Raw genomic sequence first — 23,560 nt, 5'->3', positions numbered from 1 at the left:
TGCTCGCGGCGCCTGATCCAGCCGGATCAGGCGGCAGTGCCGTGCATGTAGTTCGGCAGCCAGTGCTCGAAGGCGCGCGACAGGCTTTCGACCGCAACCGGCGACTCCCCAGCCACCGCAATCGCGTCGCCGCCGGTGGTGCCGATGCGCGCGCAGGGCACGCCGGCGCCCTTCATCTTGGCGAGCACGAGGCCTGCGTCGGCGGCCGGCACGGTGACGATGTAGCGGGCCTGATCCTCGCCGTACCAGTAGGCATGCAGCACGATCGAGGATGGCGCCGCCAGGAGCTGCGCGCCGATGCCGCTGGCGATCGCCATTTCGGCGAGCGCGATCAAAAGACCGCCGTCGGAGACGTCGTGCACCGCGGTCGCGGTACCGGCATGGATCATGCCGCGCACCACGTCGCCATTGCGCTTCTCGGCAGCGAGATCGACCGGCGGCGGAGCGCCCTCCTCGCGGCCGCAGACGTCGCGCAGATAGACCGACTGGCCGAGCCAGCCCTGCGTCTCGCCAACCAAGAGGATCGCCTCGCCCGCCGCCTTGAACGCCAGGGTCGCGGACTTGGTGAAGTCGTCGAGCAAGCCGACGCCGCCGATCGAGGGCGTCGGCAAGATGCCGCGGCCGTTGGTCTCGTTGTAGAGCGAGACGTTGCCGGACACGACCGGGAAATCCAGCGTGCGGCAGGCCTCCGAAATGCCCTTCAGGCAGCCGACGAACTGACCCATGATCTCGGGCCGCTCCGGATTGCCGAAGTTGAGATTGTCGGTGATCGCGAGCGGCCGGCCGCCGACCGCAGTGATGTTGCGCCAGGCTTCCGCGACCGCCTGCTTGCCGCCCTCGAACGGATCGGCCTCGCAATAGCGCGGCGTGACGTCGACGGTGAGCGCAAGGCCCTTCGGTCCGTCCTCGACGCGAACCACCGCGGCATCGCCGCCGGGGCGCTGCATGGTATTGCCGAGGATGACGTGGTCGTACTGCTCCCACACCCAGCGCTTCGAGCACAGCTCGGGCGTGCCGATCAGCTTTTCCAGCGCATCCGCGATGCCGAGCGGCGGCTTGACGTCCTGCCCGCGGATCACCGGCAGCGCATTCGAGGCGACATGCGGACGGTCATAGACCGGCGCCTCGTCGCCGAGCTCCTTGATCGGCAGGTCGGCCATCACGTCGCCGGCATGCTTGACGACGAAGCGCTTGGTCGGCGTGGTGTAGCCGACGATGGCGAAATCGAGCCCCCATTTGCGGAAGATCGCCTCGGCCTCTTTCTCCTTCTCGGGCTTGAGCACCATGAGCATGCGCTCCTGGCTCTCCGAGAGCATCATCTCGTAGGCGCTCATGCCGGTCTCGCGGGTCGGCACCGCGCTGAGGTCGAGCTCGACGCCGAGGTCGCCCTTGGCGCCCATCTCGACCGCCGAGCAGGTCAGGCCCGCCGCGCCCATGTCCTGGATCGCGATCACGCAACCCTTTTCCATGATCTCGAGGCAGGCTTCGAGCAGCAGCTTCTCGGCGAAGGGATCGCCGACCTGCACGGTCGGGCGCTTCTCCTCGGAGGCGTCGTCGAATTCGGCCGAGGCCATCGAGGCGCCATGAATGCCGTCGCGGCCGGTCTTGGAGCCGAGATAGACGATCGGCATGTTCACGCCGGAGGCCGCCGCGTAGAAGATCTTGTCGGCATCGGCGAGGCCGACCGCCATCGCATTGACCAGGATGTTGCCGTCGTAGCGGGTGTGGAAGCGAACCTGGCCGCCGACCGTCGGCACGCCGAAGGAATTGCCGTAGCCGCCGACGCCCGCGACCACGCCGGACACCAGATGCCGGGTCTTGGGATGCTCAGGCGCACCGAAGCTCAGCGCGTTCAGGCAGGCGATCGGGCGCGCGCCCATGGTGAAGACGTCGCGCAGGATGCCGCCGACGCCGGTGGTCGCGCCCTGGTAGGGCTCGATGTAGCTCGGATGGTTGTGGCTTTCCATCTTGAAGACCACGGCCTGCCCGTCCCCGATATCGATCACGCCGGCATTCTCGCCGGGGCCCTGGATCACCCAGGGGGCCTTGGTCGGCAGCCCGCGCAGATGGATGCGCGACGACTTGTACGAGCAATGCTCGTTCCACATCGCCGAGAAGATGCCGAGCTCGGTGAAGGTCGGAACCCGCCCGATCAGCTTCAGGATGCGCTCGTACTCGTCCGGCTTCAGCCCGTGGGCGGCGACGAGTTCGGGGGTGATTTGGGGCTCGTTCTTGGCGTCGTTCTTGGGCGCGTTCATGGGACCCTTAATAGGTAGATAGAACGGGGGCGAAAAGGCCTTTTAGGGCCCATTTCCGGCCTGTCCAGAGCTTTGCGGCAGCTGGCCGCGGCCCGGGATTTGGTCCCGGGATTTGCACAATGGGGATGGATCGGATTTAAGGACCCGAACCCGATAATTGAAGGCCATATTTCGTGAACGAGCTCGCCAAAACCGCATTCAACCGCCGCCCCGACCTGCACGTCGAAACCGAGGGCGAATTCGCCGGCTGGCGAACCTGGACCCGGGACAATTTCGAGACCCATACCGGCCCGTTTTACCACCGCATGGACGAGAACGGCCGCATCACCTGCGCGTTCCGGGTCGGCAAGAAGCATCTCAACGGCTCCGGCAACGTCCATGGCGGCTGCTTCATGACCTTCGCGGATTACTGCCTGTTCGCGCTCGCCGGCTCGGTGCTGCAGGGCCCCGGCGTCACGGTGTCGTTCGCCTCGGAATTCCTCGACGCCGCCCGCGAGGGCGACCTGATCGAGTGCACCGGCGAGGTCACCCGCGCCGGCATGTCGCTGATCTTCGTGCGGGGCATGCTGACATCGGCGGAGCGGCCGCTGTTCACCTTCTCCGGCACCATCAAGCGGGTGAAGCGCAGGACGCCGGCGCAGGCAACGGCGTAAAGCGCGTGACGTCTGTGGACGCACGCCGTCATCCAGCCGTTACATCGCCACGGATTGAATCGACAGCACAGCTCTAGCGCGTTGTGTTCACGCGCGTTCTTCGCGTGAGGCAATACGAACTGCGGTTGTGACGCATCGACGCACTGTCGTTGCGTCGTCGCGCGCGCGTCACATGCGCGTCAGGCAAGCCCCCGAAGATTGTTGAACGGTTTCCGTTTGTGCGTTCGCGCAGCGAAGTTGGGGCATTCTCATGAAATTGAAGACGTTCGTTTCCGTTACGACGGCGATGTCGCTTGTCGCATCGCTGGCGTGGACTGCAACTCCGGCGCGCGCCGGTCAAGACGGCGATAATGGTGATCGCGGCGTTGGCGATGCTCGCGGTCACGATCAGGATCAAGACCAGGATCATGACGGCGGTCATCACGGCCGCAAGCCGCGCGTGGTGATGATCTCGCTCGACGGTGCCAAGCCCGATTTCATCCAGAAATTCATCGAGGAAGGCGTACTGCCGCGCGACGGCGGCCTCGCCCGGCTGAGCCGGCGCGGCGCGGTGGCGTTGCAGAACGTGACGGCGTCACCGTCGCTCACCGCGGTGTCTCATATTGCCATCGCGACCGGCTCGACGGCGGTCCACAACGACATCCCCTCGAACACGTTCGAGCCGATCGTCGGGCCGATCTCCGGCAGCATCAGCGGCTTTGCGGCACCGATCGGCGGCTACAGCGAGAATCCGCTCGGGCCATCGCCGCATCCGACGGCGGTGCCGTTGTGGGTGCAGCTGCGCCAGCAGGGCAAGAAGGTCGTCACGGCGACCTGGCCCGGCGGCGACGGCGCCGACATCTCCATCAACAAGACCGTGGTGCAGCCGGCCCAGCCGACCCGCATCACCGACTTCACGGTCCCGTTCGGCGCGTTCGGCGGCATCGGGGCCCAGGGCTTCTCGCTGTCGCGAGGCGACTTCACGGCCGACCCGAGCATCGTGACGGCGCTGCAGGCTGCCGGCCATTTCTCGTTCAGCCCGGTGCTGGTGACCTCCGCACCGATCGAGACGTTCTCCTGCTCCGCCGCGGCAACCGCGACCTGCACCAATGCCTCGACGCTCGACGTCAAATATTCGATCCGCGTCGCCGCGATCGACACCACCAACGATCGCAAGGTGAACTACGACACGCTGGTGTTCTTCGATGCCAACCGCGGCATCACCGCAGGACCGTTCCACGCGCCGTCGACCGGGCCGGCCTACGTCAAGTTTGGCGGCGAGAATGCACCGTTCTTCTTTGAAGGCAGCGGGGCGAAGGTTGGTGCCGCGTACTTCGTCTCTGCGCTGTCTCCCGATCTCTCGGTGGTGCGCTTCGCCCGCTACGGCGCCAATTACATCCCGCGCAACACGCCGGTGCTCGCCGACGTCGACGACATCAACAACAACATCGGGTTCTGGCGTCCGCAGGCCGACTTCCGCATTCCGGAGCGCCTGAGCCCGGGCTTCACGGGCTTCCCCGACGTCGAGATCGAGACGATGTTCGAGGACATGGTGAAGACCTTCGTGCGCTACCAGGCCAATATCGGTGAGCGCGCGATCAAGACCCATCCGGACGCCGACCTCGTCATGGTCTATATCGAGCAGCCCGACGGCTCCGAGCACCAGTTCCTGCTGACCGATCCCCGCCAGGGCACCACCCCGACCGACCCGAATTCGATCGGCGGCAACCAGGATGCTGCCAAGGTCAAGCGCTACGCGTCCTACATCCGTTTCGCCTACCAGACGGCCGACAAGGCGGTGAAGCAGATCGCCGATGCGGCGGGCCGCGACAGCAACGTGATCGTGGTGTCGGACCACGGCTTCGCGCCGTTCCACACCTCGGTCAATCTCACCAACATCCTGCGCAACGCCGGGATCGACACCAGCAAGGTCGGGATCCGCACCTCCGGTCCCGCCGCCGACATCTACGTCAACCTGCAGAACCGCGAGCTCGGCGGCACCGTTGATCTGGCGACCTACCGCACACTGGTGGCGCAGATCACCGACGCGGTGAAGAACGCGGTCGACCCCAACGCCCGCTTCAACTACTCACTCAAGGACCAGCGCATCTTCACCGTCGTCGAGACCCGGCCGCTGCAATGCGACGCCGGAACCGGACAATGCATCAGCAAGACCATCGGCCAGGACTATGGCGACGTGTTCGCGCTGATGGCGCCCGGCTACAACTTCGACGGCATCCAGAACCCCGGGGTCGCGCGCCAGGGCGACGCGCCGTTCAACGCGGCAACCACCATGCTGTCGATGCCGAACTTCTATGGCGCCCACGGTCACGACCCCGAGCTTCCGGTGATGAGCGCGACGTTCATCGCCGCGGGCCCGCAGATCCGCAAGGACACCGTGGTGCGGCACATGCGCAATATCGACGTGGCGCCGACCATCATGCGGATCCTCGGTTCGGCACCGCAGCAGGTCGACGGCGAGGTGCTGGGCCAGGTCCTGCGCTAGAGCATGGTCCGGCATTTCAGGCACAGCTCACGCGATGGACGCCGGAGCGGCGTCCATCGCTGATTCGTTCTCGCCAATCCTGCGCCACTGGCGTTCACCGAACGGAAGTGTCAAAATCAAATTTATTCGCCGTTATTTGAAATGACGCCGTGGTGAACCCCTGCCACCCTCCCGGCGCACCAGGCCCGAACCAGGGGCGACATGTTCACCCGGCTGCATCGGCAGTGACAACCAATTGGGATCAAGTCATGAGCGCGGCAACACCGGAACATATTATGCAGATTGGTATGGGCTTTTGGGCGTCCAAAACGCTCTTGAGCGCCGTCGAATTGGGCGTGTTCAGTACGTTGGCCGATGGCCCCGCCGACCTGCCGACGCTGCAAAGGACGCTTGCGTTGCATCAGCGATCGGCCCGCGACTTCCTCGATTCGCTGGTGGCGCTCAGATTGCTTGAGCGCGAGAACGGCATCTACAGCAACACCCCGGACACGGACCTGTATCTCGATCGCGCCAAGCCATCCTACATCGGAGGCATTCTGGAGATGGCGAATGCCCGGCTCTATGGCTTTTGGGGATCGCTCACGGAGGCCCTGCGCAGCGGCGAATTGCAGAACGAGGGCAAGGGCGGAGGAGAAGACTTATTTGCGGCATTGTATGCCGATCCGGATCGGTTGCGGGGATTTCTGACCGCGATGAGCGCAATAAGCGCGGGTGCGGCGCATGCTATTGCCGGCAAGTTCCCTTGGAGCGAGTACAAGACTTTCATGGATCTCGGTTCGGCTCAGGGCATGGTGCCTGCCACGCTCGCACACGACCATCCGCACCTCACCGGCATCGGCTTCGACCTTCCCGCGGTCAAGCCGGTGTTCGAGGAATTTATCGCTCAGCGCGGGCTGGAGGATCGGGTGCGGTTTCGGGGAGGAAACTTCTTCGAGGACCCGCTGCCGGAGATTGACGTCATCATCATGGGTCACATCCTTCATGATTGGGACCTTGCCAAGAAACGGGCGCTTCTCGGCAAGGCATTCGATGCGCTTCCGAAAGGTGGCGCAATCATTGTTTATGACGCCATCATCGATGACGATCGCCGCGAAAACGCTTTCGGGCTTTTGATGAGCTTGAATATGCTGATCGAAACCGCCGGTGGGTTTGACTACACAGGCGAAGACTGTCAGGCTTGGATGCGCGACGTCGGATTTTCCCGAACGCGGGTCGAACCGCTCGTTGGCCCGGATTCGATGGTGATCGGATTTAAGTAGCGTATTCGCGTGGTCTACCGATCAGTCCGCTTTCCGGACGCCGCTGCCGACGCCGTGAGCGCCTCGAAATTGTGCTGCCAATATTGCTCGATCTGCTCGACCAGCGTGGCCGGCAGGGGAACGTAGTTGAGCAATTGAGCCTGCGGCTTGCCGCTCTGCAATGACCAGCGCAGGAAGTCGATCGCGGTTGCCGACCCATCGGGCGATTTCGGCTGCTTGTGCATCAGGACGAAGGTCGTGGCCGTGATCGGGTATGCGTCCTCGCCGGGAGCGTTGGTGAGGACCTGGTAAAAATCCTGCGTCGCCGTCCAGTCCGCACTCGACGCCGCAGCCTGGAACGATGCGGCGTCCGGGGTGACGAAATTGCCGGCACTGTTCTGCACCAGACCGAAGGAAATCCGGTCGAGCCGTTGCAGCGCGTAGGCATATTCGAGATAGCCGATCGACCCGGGAATCAAACTGACGAGCGAGGCGACGCCATCATTGCCCTTGCCGCCGAGCCCGACCGGCCACTCGACCAACGAGCCCTCTCCGACGCTTGCCTTCCACTGCGCGCTGACCTTCGCAAGATAGTTCGACCAATTGAACGTCGTCCCCGATCCATCGAGGCGATGCACGACGGTGATCGCCGTTCGCGGCAGCTTCAGATCGGGATTGACCGCCTGGATGGCCGGATCGCTCCACGATCTGACCTTGCCGAGATAGATGTCGGCGAGCAGCTGTCCGGTGAACTGGATCTGGCCGGGCTTGACGCCCGCGATGTTGACCACCGGCACGACGCCTCCGATCACGATCGGGAATTGCACCATGCCGAGCCTGTCCAGCTCTTTCGGATCGAGCGGCATATCGCTCGTCCCGAAATCGACGGCGGCCTTCTTGATCAGGCCGACGCCGATGCTCGAACCCACCGATTGATAGCTGACGGTGTTGCCGGTCTTGGCCTTGTAGGCATCGATCCATTTCGCCATCACCGGCGACACGAAGGTCGAGCCGGCGCCCCTGGTCTCCGCAGCGAAGCATTGCGTTGCGACAACGAGCGCAGTGAAAATGATCGGTAATCTGAAATGCTTCGTCATGCTGCTGAGCCTAGCAGGACGAGGCAGACACCCGTGTGGGCCAAGTCACAAAACGGTAACATACGCCGGAGGCGTCGGGACGCCTCCAGCCTCAGTCCCTCAGACGCGCCCGCACCAATTCCTCCAAGCGGGATATCGGCGTAAATTCAATACCCTAGCCTTGCATCGCGCCGCCGCGCTAGATTGCTGCTTCGCGCGCCAATGCGCGAAGGGAGCCAAATCAAGGTGCCGAAGAGCACAGCGAAAACGGGCGGCGTGACGGCTCCCGCGAAAGTGCCCACCTCGCCCACGCCAGCGCCGGGCGCGCGCGGCTGGCGCGACTATGCGCTGCTGCTGGCGCTGGCCTGCTGCTGGAGCTCGACCTACCCGCTGACCAAGATCGGGCTCGGCTCGATCCCGCCGGTGACCTTCATTTCCGCGCGCTCGCTGGTGGCCGCCGCCTTCCTGCTCATCGTGCTGCGCATTCGCGGCATCCGCATCCCGACCGACCTCAAGGCCTGGAAGCTGTTCGCCTTCCAGCAGACCATCAACTCCACGATCCCGTTTTTGGTGATCACCTGGGCGCAGCTTTACGTGCCGGCATCCAACACCGTGGTGCTGGCCTCGACGACGCCGATCTTCGCCTTCCTCATCACCTGGGCGATCACGCGACACGAGCCGGCCTCTCTGCACAAGCTGGTCGGCGCGATCCTCGGCCTCGCCGGCACGGTCGCGATCATCGGCCTCGACGCACTCTCAGGCTTCGGCAAGGAGATCTTCGCCGAGATCGCGATCCTGCTCGCCACCGTCTCGTTCGCCTGCGCCACGATCTTCGGGCTTCGGCTGTCGGACTATGATCCGATGGTCGTGGCGGCCGGCTCGCTCTTGTTCGGCGGCACCGTGCTGCTGCCGGTCGCCCTGATCGTCGACCATCCCTGGACGCTGCACCCGACGCCGCAGGCGCTGGTCGCCACCGTCGTGATGGGCATCTTCTCCAGCGCGTTCGGCCTGATGCTGTTCTACGTGTGCCTGACCCGGCTCGGCACGCTGACGACGAATGCGCAAGGTTATCTTCGCATTCCGATCGGCGTCGCGCTGTCGGTGATCCTGCTCGGGGAATCCGTGCCGTCGAATCTCGCGCTCGGCCTCTTGCTGGTCATGGCCGGCGTCGCCGCGATGACGGTGCCGGGCGAAGCGGTCAAGCGCTGGCTCAGGCGGCTGTGAGCACCATAGCAGTCTCAGCAAGCCACGTCATTCCGGGGCGATGCGCTAGCATCGAACCCGGAATCTCGAGATTCCGGGTTCGCGTCTAACGACGCGCCCCGGAATGACCAACAAGAATTACTTCTTGTCGTCTGCCAGCAGGGCGCGGTATTTCGCGACGTCGCGGGTCACGAGTTGTTGCAGCACCTCGGGCGCGAGTTCGCTGGTGTCGGGGGCGACGGTCGACAGGTCCGCGAAACGCTTCTTCACCGCCTCGCTTGCAACCGCGGTGCGCGCGGCAGCGTTGAGCTTGGCGATGATCTCGGGCGGAGTGCCCTTGGGGGCGAACAGGCCGTTCCAGCCCTGCGCCTCGAACTCGGGCAGTCCGGCCTCGGCCGAGGTCGGCAGTTCCGGCAGCGAGGCCAGCCGCACGGTCGAGCCGACCACCACCGCCTTCACCAATTTGTCGTCGATCGCCTGCGACACCGAGGCCGCGGCATCGCAGACGCCGTCGATCTGACTGCCGATCGCGTCCGTCAGCGCAAGCGCCGCGCCGCGATAGCCGACCAGCTGCACGTCGATGCCGGCGGCATGCACGAAACTCTTGCAGATCAGGTAATTCGAGGAGCCGACGCCGGCATGGCCGAGATTGACCTTGCCCGGATTCTTCCTGGCGTAGTCGATGAATTCCTTGAGGTCCTTGGCCGGAAAGTCCTTGCGCAGCGCGACGATGCCGAAGGTCTTGGCGACCACTGCAATCGGCGCGAAGGAGTCAGGCGTAAACGGCAGCTTCGGATAGATCGTGTAGGTCGCGGCGTTGGTGCCGGCATTGCCGATCGCGATGGTGTAGCCGTCCGGCTCGGCGCGCGCGGCGCGGGCGAGCGCGGTCGAACCGCCGGCGCCGCCGACATTCTCGATGATGATGCTTTGGCCGAGCGCCGTGCCCATCTGGTCGGCCACCGCGCGGGCGATGACGTCGGAGGTGCCGCCGGCCGTGAACGGCACGATCATCGTGATCGGACGCTTCGGGAAGTCCTGGGCGTAGGCCGACGTCGCAAGCAGAAGCGCCGCAGCCGCGGCAACGCACCACCGCCGCAGCATTTTATTCTGACGCGTTTTCTTCACGCGAACCGGTCCCCACTTCGCTCGAAAACGCTATGGTGATTACGCCGCCTTTTCGAACTGCTGGACCAGGCCTGCGAACAGGCCGCGGCCGTCGGTGCAGCCCATGATCTCTTCGACGTGGTTTTCGGGATGCGGCATCATGCCGAGCACGTTGCCGCGCTCATTGACGATGCCGGCGATCGAATGCGCGGCGCCGTTCAAATTGGAGGCCTCGTCCACCACGCCCTCCGGCGAGCAGTAGCGGTACAGCACCCGCCCGTCACCTTCGAGCCGCTTCAGCGTCTCCTCGTCCGCCTCGTAATTGCCTTCGCCGTGCGCCACCGGCACGCGGATCACCTGGCCGGCATTGTAGCCGCGGGTGAACGGGGTGTCGGAGCGCTCGACGCGCATATGCACGTCGCGGCAGATGAACTTCAGCCCCGCATTGCGCATCAGCACGCCCGGCAACAGCCCGGACTCGCAGAGGATCTGGAAGCCGTTGCAGACGCCGAGCACGAGCCCGCCCTTGGCGGCGAAGTCGCGCACCGCGTCCATCACGGGCGCGCGCGCCGCGATCGCCCCGCAGCGCAGGTAGTCGCCATAGGAGAAGCCGCCGGGCACCACCACGAGGTCGGTGCCCTTGGGCAGCGAAGTCTCGGCGTGCCAGACCATCGCGGTCTCATTGCCGGATGCGAGCTTGAGCGCGCGCGCCATGTCGCGCTCGCGGTTGATGCCGGGGAAGACGAGGACGGCTGATTTCATTTTCGATGCGGCCTAGAGCAGTTCGACCCGATAGTTCTCGATCACGGTATTCGCCAAGAGCTTGTCGGCGGCGGCCTTCAGCGCCGCCTCCGCCTTGGCCTTGTCGGTCGCGGCGAGCTCGATGTCGAACACCTTGCCCTGGCGAACGCTAGCGACGCCATCGACGCCGAGCGATTTCAGCGCACCCTCGATCGCCTTGCCTTGCGGATCGAGGATGCCCGACTTCAATGTCACAGTCACACGTGCCTTCACGGTCGTCCCTTCAGCTTAGCTCTTCACCAGCACCGGGCCGCTGCCGGCCGGCCGCTCGTTTTCAATCAGAATGCCGAGCCGCTTCGCGACCTCGGTATAGGCCTCGAGCAGGCCACCCAGATCCCTGCGGAAACGGTCCTTGTCGAGCTTCTCGTTCGACTTGATGTCCCACAGCCGGCAGGAGTCCGGCGAGATCTCGTCGGCGACGATGATCCGCATCATCTCGTTCTCGAACAGCCGTCCGCACTCCATCTTGAAGTCGACGAGGCGGATGCCGATGCCGAGGAAGAGGCCGGTCAGGAAGTCGTTGACGCGGATGGCCAGCGCCATGATGTCGTCGATCTCCTGGGGCGTCGCCCAGCCGAAGGCGGTGATGTGCTCTTCCGACACCATGGGGTCGTTGAGCTGGTCGTTCTTGTAATAGAACTCGATGATCGAGCGCGGCAGCTGGGTGCCCTCCTCGATCCCGAGCCGCTGCGACAGCGAGCCGGCGGCCACGTTCCGCACCACCACCTCGAGCGGCACGATCTCGACCTCGCGAATCAGCTGCTCGCGCATGTTGAGGCGGCGGATGAAGTGGGTCGGTACCCCGATGTCGTTGAGGTGCTGAAACAGGTACTCCGAAATCCGGTTGTTGAGGACGCCTTTGCCCTCGATCACCTGGTGTTTCTTGGCGTTGAACGCGGTCGCGTCGTCCTTGAAGTGCTGGATCAGGGTTCCCGGCTCGGGGCCTTCGTAAAGCACCTTGGCCTTGCCTTCATAAATACGGCGTCGACGGCTCATTGGGATGTACCGTGTTTTGTTGAAATCCATGGATTTGGGTGCTCCGGATGACTTGGGGTTACGACCCACGACGGAGCTGCCGCGGAGGCCTGGAACCTGGGCAATCCAACTGGAAACAGAACAAGAACCATGCCTGTTGGCAACCTATCCGATTGGCCCATCCAGCACAATCGATAGTGCCTCCTTGAGGGCACTTATACCGCCCTATCATAAAGGGCCGATTCCGCCAGTTTTGCCTGCGGCTTAACGGCTCGTTGTCTTGCCGATTCCTCCCACTTATCTAGGCAGGCATCGGGGCTGCCGCAACGCGCGGCGGCCCTCATTCAGCAAGGGAATTGGAACTTCAGCCATGAGCGAATTCAACAAGCGCGAGGAAGGTTTCGAGAAGAAGTTCGCCCTCGACGAGGAGCAGAAGTTCAAGGCTGAAGCCCGCCGGAACAAGCTGCTCGGCCTGTGGGCGGCCGAGAAGCTCGGCATCACGGGCGACGCCGCCAGCGCCTATGCCAAGGAAGTGGTCGCCGCCGACTTCGAGGAAGCCGGCGACAATGACGTGCTGCACAAGGTTCTGAAGGACCTCACGGCCAAGGGGCAACCCGCCACCGAGCGCGATATCCGCGCCAAGATGGATGAACTGCTGGCGGTGGCCGCGGCGCAGGTCAAGGCGGGAAGCTGAGTTCCCGGGACATCCTACCAAGTCGACTTTTACGCGCGCCGGACGCCGTTCCGGCGCGACGTGTTTGTGCCCCTCGTCTTGGTGAAGTCGGCACGGAGGATGTCGAGCAGGCGGCGCGAGGCGGCGCTGAGGAAGCCGCCGTGCCGCGTCACGGCGACGACTTCGTGACTTGCGGCGAGATCGCCGACGCGGATCGTCGCGATCCTGGAGCTACCCAATTCCTCCGCCGCATTGCTTTGTGACAGCAGCGCGATCCCGAGCCCGGCCTCGACCAGCCGCTTCTGCGCCGTCAGGCTGTCGACCGGCGTCCAGGCGACCTCGCCGAGCCCGTGCGTCAGGAACAGGGCGAAGACGTGCGAGGCGGTGATTTCGCGGCGTCCCGGCACCTCCGGGAAGGCGATCCACCGCTCATCCCTGAGATCGGCAAGCTTGCCGACCCGGCGCCCGGCCAGCGGATGGTCCGGCGCGCAGACCACCCCGAGCGGCTCGGCAAACAGCACCTCACAATCGAGGTCGCGCGAGCGGTCGCGGTCGTAGCGCAACCCGATCGTCGCCTCGCCGCGCCGGATCAGGTCGCTGACCTCGGCGCTGGTGGCGGTGCGCAGCGTCAGCGCAACGTCCGGATGCCGGCGGGCAAAGCGCTTCAACACATTCGAGAGCCGCTCGCCGGCGAGCGTGCCGGTCACCGCCAGCGCCACCGGGCCGGAATTGTCGCGCAGCAGCGCGCGCACCGCGTTCTCGGCATCCTGCGCCGCCGCCACCGCCCGTTCGGCATAGGGCACCATCACCCGCCCGGCATCGCTCAGCCGCGTCTTGCCCGCGATCCGCTCGAACAGGGGCACGCCGAGCTCCTGCTCGAGCAGCGCAATGCGCCGCGAAATCGCCGGCTGCGAGCGATGCAGCGCCTTGGCGGCATGCGAGATCCCGCCGCGCCGATGCACCACCAGGAACGTGTTGAGCGCGTCGCTGTCCATCGCTCTCCTCATGCAAAAAGCTGATGATATCGAGAGAAATAACAAATTTGTCTGATGGGCGAAACCGCCCTATCGCTGCTTTCAGCCGCTTTTGACAACAGCAGGAGTTCACATGCGCACCCAGGCGGACAAGGCAGCACGGTTTCGCGAGCTGCATCAGCGGCCCGGCGCCTTCATCATTCCAAATCCGTGGGACGCCGGGACGGCCAAGCTGCTCGCATCCATGGGCTTCGAGGCGCTTGCGACCACCAGCCTCGGGCTCGCCAACACGCTTGGCCGCTCGACCGTCAGCCTCGACGAGATCATCGAGAATTGCCGGGTGATCGCCGAGGCCACCGACCTGCCCGTCAACGCCGATCTGGAAAAATGCGGCGCCGACATGCCGAAGCTCGCGGCCGAGGCGATCCGGTTCGCCGCCGAGGCCGGCGCGGTCGGCGGCTCGATCGAGGACTCGACCGGCGACCCGCAGCGCCCGATCTATGATTTCTCGCTGGCGGTCGAGCGGGTCCAGGCGGCGGTTGAAGCCGCACGGGCGCTGCCCTTCCCGTTCACGCTGACGGCGCGGGCGGAAAATTTCCTGCACGGCCGCAAGGACCTCGACGACACCATCAAGCGGCTGCAGGCGTTCGAGGCCGCCGGCGCCGACGTGCTGTATTCGCCGGGCCTCTACGATCTCGCCACCATCAAGACCGTGGTGTCGTCGGTCAAGAAGCCGTTCAACCTGGTGATGGGCTTTGCCGATCCGACCCTGACCGTCGAGCAGCTCGCCGCCGCCGGCGTCAAGCGCATCAGCGTCGGCGGCGCGATGCAGCGCCACGCGCTGGCTGCGTTCCTGCGCTGTGCCCGCGAGATGAAGGACAACGGCGCATTCAGCTTCGTCCGCGACATGGCGCCGGTGAAGGAGGTCCGCGCGGCATTCGCCGCAGCTAAAGGCGAATAGGAAGCAGCGAGTAGCGAATCGGAAAGCATCCATTCGCTATTCGCGCTTCTCTCATCTCCTCGAAATCCGTCTTCCGACAAGTCGCCACTCACGTCGCGGCGTGCCTTGCGCGGCCTCGATTCTCAGTCTGCGCACGACATATATGGCCTCCTCCTCCAGGGTGAGTGAACAGCTTCACACAACCATCGGTGAATCGGACGTAGAACACGACGGGCGCAGGCGTACGATCAGGTCATTCCAATCGATCCTGCGCACGTCGATCAATCTACACCGATGATCAGAGGCGGCGTCTCGTCGCCATGGGGGATTTCCAAAATGAAGAGCTGGTTGTTTTCCCTGCACAAGGGCGTCGGAAACAGTCCGCAATTTTTTACGAACGTCTTCAACGGCGAGGCCTGGAGCGGCGATGTCCCGATGCCGGGGAACACCTGGATCAGCAACACGCCGGCAGCCGTCGTCTTCAACACCAACCTGTATGTGTTCTATCCCATCAACCAGTCCCTCTATTACAGGGTCTATGACGGCGAGCTGTGGACGGCGGCAGCCCAGGTGCCCAACATGGCCGGCGTTGGCGGCGGCGTGGCGGCCGCCGTGTATGACGGCCTGATCTATCTGCTGTACTCGAATCCCGGCCAGTCCGACCTGATGTACAAGACCTACGACGGCATCAGCTTCGGACCCGAGATCAACACATCCGGAACCAACCATCTCATCTCCGTCGCCTACCAGAACGTCGACACCCCGGCCGCGGTCGTGCGCGGCGACACGCTCTACGTGTTCGGCCGCGGGCCCGGCTATAGCGAACCCGGCAACATGAACCGCTTCTGGTACGCGACCTTCGACCGCAGCACCTGGCGAAGCAATCCGGTTGCCGGCACGGAAGGCCTCAGCAACGGTCCGGGCGCAGCTTCCTACAAGGACTGGATCTACCTGTTCTTCAACGACCCCACGGGTCTCTTCTTCTTCAAGCGGTTCGACGGCATTGGCAGCTGGGGAGCCGACCGCCAGGTCCCCGACACGCCGGGCAATTTCGGCAATGCCGCGCCGGTCGTGTTCAACGACACATTGTACGTCCTGCACCAGGGACCCGACGGCCAGTTCCTGTACAAGACCACTGACGGCGAGGACAACTGGACCAGCGACACGGCCGTGCCGAACACGGCCGGCCTGAGCTGCGGGCCCGCCGCCGTAACCTTCTCGCTCTGACGCCGGGCGAAGCATGCCTGCGCCGCCCCGGATTGCCCGAGGCGGCGCCTTCCTGAATCTGGTATGCTGGCGCCAGCACCGCAAGCCCGGCCGAGGCGTTACCAGACCTGACGATTCATCGCAGGTCGCGGCTTGCAGCCAGCCTCAGGCAATGCCAAGAGAGCGGGATGTCCCAAGATCACATTTCCAACGTCCTCGCCGAACGTTACGCCTCGCCGGCCATGCGCGCCATCTGGAGTGGCGAAGGCAAGGTCCGCCTCGAACGCGACTACTGGATCGCCGTGCTGAAGGCCCAGCGCGATCTCGGCATCGCGGTGCCGGATGGCGTGATCGAAAGCTACGAGCGCGTCAAGGACCAGATCAACCTCGCCTCCATCATGAGGCGGGAGCGCGTCACCCGCCACGACGTCAAGGCGCGCATCGAGGAGTTCTGCGAGCTCGCCGGTCACGAGCACCTGCACAAGGGCATGACCAGCCGCGACCTCACCGAGAACGTCGAGCAATTGCAGGTCTACCGCGCGCTGCAGCTCATCGAGACCAAGAGCATCGCCGCGCTCATCCGCTTTGCCACGCGCGCGAAGCAATTGCGCGACATCCCGTTCACCGCGCGCACCCATAACGTGGCCGCGCAGGTCACGACGCTCGGCAAGCGCATCGCCATGTCCGGCGAGGAGATGCTGCTGGCGCATCAGAGCCTGGTCAATGTGCTGCAAACCTATCCCGCGCGCGGCCTGAAGGGCGCGGTGGGCACCCGTCTCGACCAGATCACCCTGTTCAACGGCGATGCCGGCAAGGCGCGCGCGCTCGAGCAGCGCGTCCTCGTACACCTCGGCCTGCCGAAGGCGCTCGATGCCGTCGGCCAGGTCTATCCGCGCAGCCTCGACTTCCGTGCGGTCAGCGTGCTCACCGAGCTCGCCAGCGGGCCCGGCAATTTCGCCAAGACCATCCGCCTGATGGCAGGCCACGAACTCGCCAGCGAAGGTTTTGCCAAGGGCCAGGTCGGCTCCTCCGCGATGCCGCACAAGATGAACAGCCGCTCCTGCGAGCGCATCAACGGGCTGCATGTGATCCTGAAGGGCTATCTCGCGATGGCCGCAGGCCTTGCCGGCGATCAGTGGAACGAAGGCGACGTCTCCTGCTCGGTCGTCCGCCGCGTCATGCTGCCCGATGCCTTCCTCGCCATGGATGGCCTGCTCGAAACCTTGCTCACGGTGCTTGACCAGATGGAGGTGTTCGAAGCCGTCGTCGAGACCGAGCTCAACCGCTATCTGCCCTTCCTGCTGACCACCACGGTGATGATGGAAGCGGTCAAGAAGGGCGCGGGCCGCGAAGGCGCTCACGAGGCGATCAAGGAGCATGCCGTCGCAGCCATCGGCGACCTGCGCACCGGCAAGATCGTGCAGAACGATCTGCTGCAGCGGCTCGCCGCCGACAAGCGTCTTGGCTTGAGCGCAGCCGAACTGCAGCACGTGCTCGACCAGGGCCGCGCCAACTCCGGCGACGCCGGCGCCCAGGTTGATTTCTTCGCCGAGCAGGTCGAGGCTCTGGCCAAGGCCAAGCCGGAAGCCGCGAGCTACGCGCCGGGCACGATCCTGTGATGTTTTTCGCGATCGGGTGAGTAGCGATTCCATTCGCTACTCGCCATTCGCCCCCTCGCCTCACTCTTCCTTGAAGCCGTATTCAGGCACGTTGCCGCTGGCGCCGTAATATTTGTACGGCAGGAACTTGCCGCTCATGGTGATCTTGACGCGGTCGCCCTTCGGATTGGCGACGCGCTCCAGCGCCATGTCGAAGTCGATCGCCGACATGATGCCGTCGCCGAATTCTTCTTCGATCAGCGCCTTCCAGGCCGGGCCGTTGACCATCACCATCTCGTAGAAGCGGTAGATCAGCGGATCGGTCGGCGGCATCGGCGTGCCGGTGCCGCGCATCGGCACCTCGTTGAGCATCGCGATCTCGGCCTTCGACAGCCCGAACAATTCGCCGGCGTTCGCCGCCTGCGGCTTCGTCAGTTTCATCTGGCCGAGGATGGCGCCCGTGATCAGCACGTCGGAATAGCCGCCGATCTTCTCGCAGATGTATTTCCAGCTCCAGCCCTTCTCGCGCTTGATGTCGAGCAGCTTCTCGGTGAGGTCTTCGCGTTTCATCAGGTTTCCTCCTTGGGCTTCAGCGCGCAGCGCTCTGCGCGGGATTGGGTTCGACGGCGCGTGGCGGCGAGACGATCACGGGCTCGCCGACGCCGGGCCGCACTGTCGGCACGCGGCGCGGATCGTGACCGGTCACCTCGGTGGCAAAACTCTTGCTACGGCTGACCAGGAAATCGACGATATGGTTGCGCAGCGCATAGTAATAGGGATGGCGGTGCAGGTCGATGCGGCCGCGCTCCTTCGGCAGCGGGTTCTCGACGATCTCGGCCAGCACGGCACCGGGACCGTTGGTCATCAGGAAGATCTTGTCGGCGAGGAAGATCGCCTCATCGACGTCATGGGTGATCATGAAGGTGGTCTGCCCGGTCTCCAGGCAGATCCGCCGCACCTCGTCCTGCAGCGTGCCGCGGGTCAACGCATCCAGCGCCGAGAACGGCTCGTCCATCAGCATGATCTTCGGTGTGATCGACAGCGCCCGCGCGATGCCGACGCGCTGCTTCATGCCGCCGGAGAGCTCGGACGGATGCTTGTGCTCGGAGCCGGTGAGCCCGACGAGGTCGATGAACTTCTGCGCATGCGCCTTCACCCGCGCACGGTCCCATTTGCGCCATTTCGAGCTGACAGCATAGGCGACATTGCCCGATACGGTGCGCCACGGCAGCAGCGCATGGCTTTGGAAGATCACCGCGCGGTCGAGGCTGGTGCCCTCGATCCCCTGACCATCGACGATCACCGTGCCCTCGCTCGGCTCGTCGAGGCCGGCGAGGATGTTCAGCACCGTGGTCTTGCCGCAGCCGGAATGGCCGATCACGCAGCCGAACTCGCCACGCGCCATCGACAGCCAGAAATTCTCGAACACCGTGGTGACGCCGCCGCCGGCGCCGGGATAGCGCCGCGCGATGCCCTCGATCGAGATGAACTTGTCGGTCATCCGCGGTAGCTCCACGAACGGACTGCGCTCCCTCGCCCCGCTCTTCGCGGGGAGAGGGTTGGGGTGAGGGGCTTCCTCCGCGAGCACGGCGGCAGATAGACTCGCGGAAACTCCCCCTCACCCGATCGCTTCGCGATCGACCTCTCCCCGCAGGCGGGGCGAGGTGAAGTGGCTGCAATGCGGCTGTCGGTCATCGCTACTCCGGAAACGTCACCATGCGCGTGAACCGCGCCAGCACCTGGTCGAGCAGCATGCCGACGAAGCCGATCAAGAGGATTGCGATGATCACATTGGTGATCGACAGGTTATTCCACTCGTTCCAGACGAAGTAGCCGATGCCGGTACCACCGACGAGCATCTCGGCGGCGACGATCACGAGCCAGGCGATCCCGATCGAGATCCGCATGCCCGTCAGGATCGTCGGCGCCGCCGCCGGCAGGATCACCGTGAAGGCGCGCCTGACGGTGCCGACCTCGAGCGTGCGCGCAACGTTGATCCACTCCTTGCGCACACCGGCGACCCCGAACGCGGTGTTGAGCAGCATCGGCCACACCGAGCAGATGAAAATGACAAAGATCGCCGAGATCGAGGAATCCTTGATGGTGTAGAGCGCGAGCGGCATCCAGGCCAGCGGCGAGATCGGCTTGAGCACCTGGATGAACGGATCGAGCGCCTTGCTGATCAGAGGCGACATGCCGATCATGAAGCCGAGCGGAATCGCGACGACGACCGCGATCAGATAGCCGAGCCCGACCCGCCCGATCGAATAGGCAAGCTGGATGCCGAGCCCCTTGTCGTTCGGGCCATTGTCGTAGAACGGCCGCTTCAGATGCTCCCACAGCTTGGCGCCGACATCGAGCGGCCCGGGCATCGCCGACTTGCCCTGCGTCGCGGTCAGCCCCATCAGCCTGGCGTATTCGGGGCTCATGGCCGCCGTCGTGCCGCTGCTGCGGGTGGCAAGGTGCCAGGCGCCGAGGAAGCCGGCAAGCAGCGCGATCGAGACGATGGCGGCGCGGAGACGGAGGGAGAAGGTCATATGGCAAGCTCCCTCAACCAGTCGTCCCTGCGAAAGCAGGGACCCATACGCCGCGGCCCCTCGATGGAGCACTCCGGGAGACACCGTGCATAATGGCTAGGGGTCGTGGTTATGGGTCCCTGCTTTCGCAGGGACGACGCCGTGGAGAAAGCCTCGCCCGTCACGACGACTTCCTGATCTTGAAGCTCGCGAGATAATCGTCGGGCTTGGCCGGATCGAAGCTCTTGCCCATCACCGAGAACGACTTGTACGAGGTGGCCGGTGGCGCAAGGCCCATCTCGGCCATCACCTTCTTGGTATCGGTGGCGAGATAGACCTGCTCGGCGACCGCCTTGTAGTCGACGTCGCCCTTGATCTGGCCCCAGCGCTTCATCTGCGTCAGCATCCACACCGCAAAGGACTGCCAGGGGAACGGATCGAAATCGACGCGCTTCGGATCGGTTTTCACGCCACCGAGCCCGTCGGCATAGGTGCCGGTCAGCACCTGCTCCAGAACCGTCACCGGCGCGTTGATGTAGTTGGCCGGCGCGATCGCTTCCGCGATCTGCTTGCGGTTCTCGGCCTTCGCCGCGTAGCCGGTGGCATCCACGATCGCGCGGGTCAGCGCAGCGAAGGAATTCGGCGCCGTCGTGATGAACTCGCGGCTGGCGGCAAAGCTGCAGCAGGGATGGCCGTCCCAGATCTCCTTGGAGAGGATGTGCAGGAAGCCGACCCCGTCATAGATCGCGCGCTGGCAGATATTGTCGGGCGCGAGGAAACCGTCGATGTTGTCGGCGCGCAGATTGGCGACCATCTCCGGCGGCGGCACCGAGCGAAGCTGCACGTCGGTATCCGGGTCGAGCCCGTGCTCGGCGAGGTAATAGCGCAGCAGATAATTGTGCATGGAGTAGTCGAACGGAATGGCGAACTTCATGCCCTTCCAGTCCTTCGGATCGCGCCTGTCCTTGTGCTTCATCGCCAGCGTGATGCCCTGCCCGTTGATGTTCTCGATCGCAGGGACCGTGAACGGTATGGCGTTGGCGCCAAGGCCGAGCGAGATCGCGATCGGCATCGGCGCCAGCATGTGGGCGGCGTCGTATTCCTTGTTGATGGTCTTGTCGCGAATGACCGCCCAGCCGGCGGTCTTCACCACCTCGACGTTGAGGCCCTGCTTGGCATAGAAGCCGAGCGGCGCCGCCATGATGATCGGGGTCGCGCAGGTGATCGGGATGAAGCCGACCTTGAGGTCCTTCTTCTCCGGCGGTCCGGCGTCGGCGAACGCCTCCGTCGCCGTCTTCAGCGGGAAGAGCTGTGACAGCGCGGCGAGAGCCGTCGCGGCGCCAACCGATTTCAGGAAAGCGCGGCGCGCGACATCCTGCGGAAACACCGCCCGCATCACCGCCGACGCGACGATGCCTTCGAAACGCTTCTGTTCGCTGAGATCGGCGACCGGCTCGCAGCGCAGCGTGCGCGCGACCTGCTCATGCTCGGCGGCTGAGCGATGCCAGCCGCAGGCGCAACCCGATCGCGTGAGCACGCGGTCGGCGTCGAAGGGATCATCTGACATGGACATGCTGCGCCCCATTGTCGCACCGAAACGCAGAGAGCTCCGCGATCCGGTTCATTGATCGGCGTCCGGCCGCGTTTTGCGCCGCCGGACACCAACAAGCATGCAGGTTCTATGCCGCCTTGCCGGTGACGACGGGCGCGGTCGGCAAGCCCTCATCGATCGGCAGCGACGGGTCGCGCGACCACTCGTTCCAGGAGCCGAAGTACATCCGCACGTCCTTCACGCCGGCGTTCTTCAGCGCCAGGAAGGTGTTCGAGGCGCGCGCGCCCTTGAAGCAGTAGAGATAGACCGGCGTGGTCTGCGAGATGCCGACGGTGGCGCATTCCGCCAGGATCTCATCCTTCGACTTGAAGCGCGGGCCCTCGGCGGTCGGCTTCATCATGCGGTACCATTCGAGCCACACCGCGCCGGGAATGCGGCCTTTGCGCGGGCAGAAATCCTTGCCGTAGGGCGAGGAGCTTTCGCCGATCCACTCGTCGACGTCGCGCACGTCGAGGATCGCAACGCCGGGCTTGCCGACTGCTGCCAGCATCGCCTTGGCATCGATCATGATATCGCCGGCCTCCGGTACGATCGCAAAGGCGGCCTTCGCCGGCACCGCAACGTCGGTGGTCACCGGCAGGTCGGCCGCTTTCCAGGCATCGAAGCCGCCATGCAGCACCTTGATCTTGGGATAGCCCAGCATCGTCAGCAGGTAGTAGCCGCGGCAGGACTGGCCGAAGCCGGAATTCATCGACTGCTCGTAGATCACCGCGGTCTCCTTGCCGGAGAGACCGGCGGCGCCGAACGCATCAGCGAACTTGGTCTTCAGCTCGTGGATGCCTTCCGGCGTCGAGGTCGCAAGGAACGTGAAGATGTCATGCACATTGACGGCACCGGGCAAATGGCCGGCCGCATAGGCATCCGGATTTCGCGTGTCGATGATGACACACGGGTCTTTCTTGACGAGCTCGGCAAGTTCGCCGGCGGTGATCAGAACGTCCGTCATGGCAGCCTCTCCTGTCTGTGGTTGCAGTTGTGGTGGTCCCGAACTTGTTTGAGCATGATCTCCGCGCAAGCGCGTTCCGCGTTTGTCGCGAGGGAAAACCGGTTTCCACTTTTCCGGATCATGCTTCAGCCGTCCGCCAGCATCTTGCGCAGCTGCTTGGTGGCGGGCGTGACGATGGCAACGAAATAGGCCTCGCGCAGCCTGCGCTGGGCGCGGTGGCTCATCAGGTAGCCGCGCGCGCCGCAATGGAGCATCGCGGCATGCGCGAATGCGACGCTGGCATCGCCGATCCGCAGCCGCAGTGCGACGACGCGGCGCCAGTAGCTGTCATCGGCATTGTAGGGATCGCTTGCCAGCGCCATTGCCTCCTTCTCGAACTCGGCATGGAGCTCGCGAAATTGCAGCGGCTGTTGCGGCAGATAGCGGTTGACGTGTCCGAGCGGCGCATGGACCTCGTCCATGATGTTGATGCAGTCCTTCATCAGCCCGAGGCCCATGCCCGCCTGCAACAGGATGAAGCCGGCGCGGATTTTCTTGACGAACGGCGCAGCCGGCTCGGCCAGGATCAGTTCGTCCGGCACGAACACGTCGCGAAACTGGACGCCATAGGTACCGGTGCCGTCCATCGCCAGGAACGGCTTGCAAGGCGTCAGCGTGATCGCGGGATCGGAGCAGTCGGCGAGGAACATCACGGTGCTGCCCGGCTCGCCGCTTGCGATGCCGCCCGGCTCGCCCTTGCTGCTCTCGTCCTCGCGCTCGAAGATCGTGCCGAAGTAATGGCCGGGCCCGAGGTTCGACACCCAGGGCAGCGCACCGCGGACGATGTAGCCGCCATCGACCTTGCGGCCCTTCAGCTTCAGCCGCTCGATGCCGAAGAAGCTCTTCATCGGGTTGGAGAGCCCGGTGCCGCCGAGCGCGCGCCCGCGGGCGAAGCAGTCACCGAAGCGCGCGGCGAGCTTCATGTTGGTGGAATTGGCGACGTACCAGACCAGCGTGTTCTGGCACCACGCCATGAAGGCGGTGGCGCCGCAGACCTCGCCGAGCGCGGCCATCGACTGGATGGCCCAGCGCAGGTCGGCAGGCCCCTCCTGCGGCACATGGCTGCTCCAGGCGCCGACCTTGCCGAGCCGGCGCAGGAATTCGCCGGGATAGACCGAGCCGGCATCGACCGCGGCTGCGATCGGCGCCAGCTCCTGACGGGCAAGGCGGGCTACCTCGTCCGCAATGGTCGGTGCGGGATCTTGAGCTGCGACCCGCGACAAAGCCAGTGAACCCATGGATGATCTCCGCACCTTGAATTGC

General features: G+C 64.7%; 21 protein-coding genes. 8 read left to right on the top strand and 13 right to left on the bottom strand.

From position 1 onward, the window contains the following. Window positions 1-26: 26 nt before the first annotated feature. Complete coding sequence (purL, locus tag QA635_RS16870; protein ID WP_283070461.1) at window positions 27-2,258, bottom strand: phosphoribosylformylglycinamidine synthase subunit PurL; 2,232 nt, start codon at window positions 2,256-2,258, stop codon at window positions 27-29. Between the two features lie 173 nt (window positions 2,259-2,431). Here purL and QA635_RS16865 point away from each other — a divergent pair, with 173 nt between their 5' ends. The 3 genes from QA635_RS16865 to QA635_RS16855 all read left to right on the top strand — a co-directional run bounded on the left by QA635_RS16865 (window position 2,432) and on the right by QA635_RS16855 (window position 6,655). Next, complete coding sequence (locus QA635_RS16865) at window positions 2,432-2,911, top strand: PaaI family thioesterase (RefSeq protein WP_092088532.1); 480 nt, start codon at window positions 2,432-2,434, stop codon at window positions 2,909-2,911. 250 nt (window positions 2,912-3,161) lie between these two features. Continuing rightward, window positions 3,162-5,396, top strand: coding sequence for an alkaline phosphatase family protein (locus tag QA635_RS16860; RefSeq protein ID WP_283070457.1), 2,235 nt, complete (start codon window positions 3,162-3,164; stop codon window positions 5,394-5,396). 248 nt (window positions 5,397-5,644) lie between these two features. Then, window positions 5,645-6,655: a methyltransferase gene (locus QA635_RS16855; RefSeq protein ID WP_283070455.1), complete on the top strand. Its 1,011-nt coding sequence runs from the start codon at window positions 5,645-5,647 to the stop codon at window positions 6,653-6,655. Between the two features lie 14 nt (window positions 6,656-6,669). Here QA635_RS16855 and pstS read toward each other — a convergent pair whose 3' ends face one another. Then, on the bottom strand, window positions 6,670-7,731 hold the full coding sequence (gene pstS / locus QA635_RS16850; protein ID WP_283070452.1) for a phosphate ABC transporter substrate-binding protein PstS: 1,062 nt from the start codon (window positions 7,729-7,731) through the stop codon (window positions 6,670-6,672). 225 nt (window positions 7,732-7,956) lie between these two features. On the opposite strand from pstS, the gene QA635_RS16845 reads away from it, so the two are divergent. Beyond that, window positions 7,957-8,934: a DMT family transporter gene (locus QA635_RS16845; protein WP_283070449.1), complete on the top strand. Its 978-nt coding sequence runs from the start codon at window positions 7,957-7,959 to the stop codon at window positions 8,932-8,934. A 117-nt stretch (window positions 8,935-9,051) separates the two neighbouring features. Here the strand turns inward: QA635_RS16845 and QA635_RS16840 are convergent, their stop codons facing one another. The 4 genes from QA635_RS16840 to purC form a co-directional block, all read right to left on the bottom strand. Beyond that, window positions 9,052-10,014 (bottom strand): tripartite tricarboxylate transporter substrate-binding protein, encoded by a 963-nt coding sequence (locus QA635_RS16840; protein ID WP_283071684.1) that lies wholly within the window; start codon window positions 10,012-10,014, stop codon window positions 9,052-9,054. 63 nt (window positions 10,015-10,077) lie between these two features. Beyond that, entirely contained in the window at window positions 10,078-10,779 is a 702-nt protein-coding gene (purQ, locus tag QA635_RS16835) for a phosphoribosylformylglycinamidine synthase subunit PurQ (RefSeq protein ID WP_283070448.1), read from the bottom strand. 12 nt (window positions 10,780-10,791) lie between these two features. Further along, the gene (gene purS, locus QA635_RS16830) at window positions 10,792-11,031 is read right to left on the bottom strand and encodes a phosphoribosylformylglycinamidine synthase subunit PurS (protein ID WP_026192985.1); all 240 of its coding nucleotides are present in this window, start codon (window positions 11,029-11,031) and stop codon (window positions 10,792-10,794) included. 15 nt (window positions 11,032-11,046) lie between these two features. Further along, window positions 11,047-11,814, bottom strand: a complete 768-nt coding sequence (purC, locus tag QA635_RS16825; protein WP_016843454.1) for a phosphoribosylaminoimidazolesuccinocarboxamide synthase — start codon at window positions 11,812-11,814, stop codon at window positions 11,047-11,049. 349 nt (window positions 11,815-12,163) lie between these two features. Here purC and QA635_RS16820 point away from each other — a divergent pair, with 349 nt between their 5' ends. Continuing rightward, window positions 12,164-12,487, top strand: a complete 324-nt coding sequence (locus tag QA635_RS16820; RefSeq protein WP_050387668.1) for a DUF1476 domain-containing protein — start codon at window positions 12,164-12,166, stop codon at window positions 12,485-12,487. A 29-nt stretch (window positions 12,488-12,516) separates the two neighbouring features. On the opposite strand, the gene QA635_RS16815 is transcribed toward QA635_RS16820, so the two are convergent. Further along, a complete protein-coding gene (locus tag QA635_RS16815) occupies window positions 12,517-13,461 on the bottom strand; it encodes a LysR family transcriptional regulator (protein ID WP_057018384.1) in 945 nt (314 codons plus the stop codon). A 112-nt stretch (window positions 13,462-13,573) separates the two neighbouring features. Between QA635_RS16815 and QA635_RS16810 the strand changes: the two genes are divergently transcribed. From QA635_RS16810 to purB, 3 genes are all read left to right on the top strand, one after another. Then, on the top strand, window positions 13,574-14,401 hold the full coding sequence (locus tag QA635_RS16810) for an isocitrate lyase/PEP mutase family protein (RefSeq protein WP_283070442.1): 828 nt from the start codon (window positions 13,574-13,576) through the stop codon (window positions 14,399-14,401). Between the two features lie 315 nt (window positions 14,402-14,716). Beyond that, entirely contained in the window at window positions 14,717-15,607 is an 891-nt protein-coding gene (locus tag QA635_RS16805) for a hypothetical protein (protein WP_283070440.1), read from the top strand. A gap of 167 nt (window positions 15,608-15,774) precedes the next feature. Next, window positions 15,775-17,205 carry an adenylosuccinate lyase gene (gene purB / locus QA635_RS16800; RefSeq protein ID WP_283070439.1) on the top strand — a complete coding sequence of 477 codons (1,431 nt, stop codon included), beginning with the start codon at window positions 15,775-15,777 and terminating at the stop codon, window positions 17,203-17,205. A gap of 60 nt (window positions 17,206-17,265) precedes the next feature. Here the strand turns inward: purB and cynS are convergent, their stop codons facing one another. The 6 genes from cynS to QA635_RS16770 form a co-directional block, all read right to left on the bottom strand. Further along, complete coding sequence (cynS, locus tag QA635_RS16795; RefSeq protein ID WP_050387665.1) at window positions 17,266-17,754, bottom strand: cyanase; 489 nt, start codon at window positions 17,752-17,754, stop codon at window positions 17,266-17,268. Window positions 17,755-17,773: 19 nt separating this feature from the next. Then, window positions 17,774-18,685, bottom strand: coding sequence for an ABC transporter ATP-binding protein (locus QA635_RS16790; RefSeq protein WP_283070436.1), 912 nt, complete (start codon window positions 18,683-18,685; stop codon window positions 17,774-17,776). Window positions 18,686-18,881: 196 nt separating this feature from the next. Beyond that, window positions 18,882-19,721 carry a nitrate ABC transporter permease gene (gene ntrB, locus QA635_RS16785; protein WP_283070435.1) on the bottom strand — a complete coding sequence of 280 codons (840 nt, stop codon included), beginning with the start codon at window positions 19,719-19,721 and terminating at the stop codon, window positions 18,882-18,884. A 160-nt stretch (window positions 19,722-19,881) separates the two neighbouring features. Beyond that, window positions 19,882-21,273, bottom strand: a complete 1,392-nt coding sequence (locus QA635_RS16780) for a CmpA/NrtA family ABC transporter substrate-binding protein (protein WP_283070433.1) — start codon at window positions 21,271-21,273, stop codon at window positions 19,882-19,884. A gap of 106 nt (window positions 21,274-21,379) precedes the next feature. Further along, a complete protein-coding gene (locus tag QA635_RS16775; RefSeq protein WP_283070431.1) occupies window positions 21,380-22,258 on the bottom strand; it encodes a sulfurtransferase in 879 nt (292 codons plus the stop codon). 125 nt (window positions 22,259-22,383) lie between these two features. Further along, window positions 22,384-23,535 carry an acyl-CoA dehydrogenase family protein gene (locus QA635_RS16770; RefSeq protein ID WP_283070429.1) on the bottom strand — a complete coding sequence of 384 codons (1,152 nt, stop codon included), beginning with the start codon at window positions 23,533-23,535 and terminating at the stop codon, window positions 22,384-22,386. Window positions 23,536-23,560: the final 25 nt, after the last annotated feature.

The sequence above is a fragment of the Bradyrhizobium brasilense genome (assembly GCF_029714345.1).
Lineage (GTDB): Bacteria > Pseudomonadota > Alphaproteobacteria > Rhizobiales > Xanthobacteraceae > Bradyrhizobium > Bradyrhizobium australafricanum.
The sequence above is the reverse complement of the archived record's forward strand: the minus strand, read 5'-3'. Positions and strand labels throughout refer to the sequence as shown.

Excerpts from the sequence above, each read along its gene's own strand:
- QA635_RS16790 (WP_283070436.1), bottom strand. The coding sequence starts at position 18,685 with ATGACCGACAAGTTCATCTCGATCGAGGGCATCGCGCGGCGCTATCCC.
- QA635_RS16805 (WP_283070440.1), top strand. The coding sequence starts at position 14,717 with ATGAAGAGCTGGTTGTTTTCCCTGCACAAGGGCGTCGGAAACAGTCCG.
- purL (WP_283070461.1), bottom strand. The coding sequence starts at position 2,258 with ATGAACGCGCCCAAGAACGACGCCAAGAACGAGCCCCAAATCACCCCC.
- QA635_RS16820 (WP_050387668.1), top strand. The coding sequence starts at position 12,164 with ATGAGCGAATTCAACAAGCGCGAGGAAGGTTTCGAGAAGAAGTTCGCC.
- QA635_RS16775 (WP_283070431.1), bottom strand. The coding sequence starts at position 22,258 with ATGACGGACGTTCTGATCACCGCCGGCGAACTTGCCGAGCTCGTCAAG.
- QA635_RS16770 (WP_283070429.1), bottom strand. The coding sequence starts at position 23,535 with ATGGGTTCACTGGCTTTGTCGCGGGTCGCAGCTCAAGATCCCGCACCG.
- purB (WP_283070439.1), top strand. The coding sequence starts at position 15,775 with ATGTCCCAAGATCACATTTCCAACGTCCTCGCCGAACGTTACGCCTCG.
- QA635_RS16860 (WP_283070457.1), top strand. The coding sequence starts at position 3,162 with ATGAAATTGAAGACGTTCGTTTCCGTTACGACGGCGATGTCGCTTGTC.
- QA635_RS16810 (WP_283070442.1), top strand. The coding sequence starts at position 13,574 with ATGCGCACCCAGGCGGACAAGGCAGCACGGTTTCGCGAGCTGCATCAG.
- ntrB (WP_283070435.1), bottom strand. The coding sequence starts at position 19,721 with ATGACCTTCTCCCTCCGTCTCCGCGCCGCCATCGTCTCGATCGCGCTG.
- QA635_RS16840 (WP_283071684.1), bottom strand. The coding sequence starts at position 10,014 with ATGCTGCGGCGGTGGTGCGTTGCCGCGGCTGCGGCGCTTCTGCTTGCG.
- purQ (WP_283070448.1), bottom strand. The coding sequence starts at position 10,779 with ATGAAATCAGCCGTCCTCGTCTTCCCCGGCATCAACCGCGAGCGCGAC.
- QA635_RS16815 (WP_057018384.1), bottom strand. The coding sequence starts at position 13,461 with ATGGACAGCGACGCGCTCAACACGTTCCTGGTGGTGCATCGGCGCGGC.
- QA635_RS16780 (WP_283070433.1), bottom strand. The coding sequence starts at position 21,273 with ATGTCCATGTCAGATGATCCCTTCGACGCCGACCGCGTGCTCACGCGA.
- QA635_RS16855 (WP_283070455.1), top strand. The coding sequence starts at position 5,645 with ATGAGCGCGGCAACACCGGAACATATTATGCAGATTGGTATGGGCTTT.
- pstS (WP_283070452.1), bottom strand. The coding sequence starts at position 7,731 with ATGACGAAGCATTTCAGATTACCGATCATTTTCACTGCGCTCGTTGTC.
- purC (WP_016843454.1), bottom strand. The coding sequence starts at position 11,814 with ATGAGCCGTCGACGCCGTATTTATGAAGGCAAGGCCAAGGTGCTTTAC.
- cynS (WP_050387665.1), bottom strand. The coding sequence starts at position 17,754 with ATGAAACGCGAAGACCTCACCGAGAAGCTGCTCGACATCAAGCGCGAG.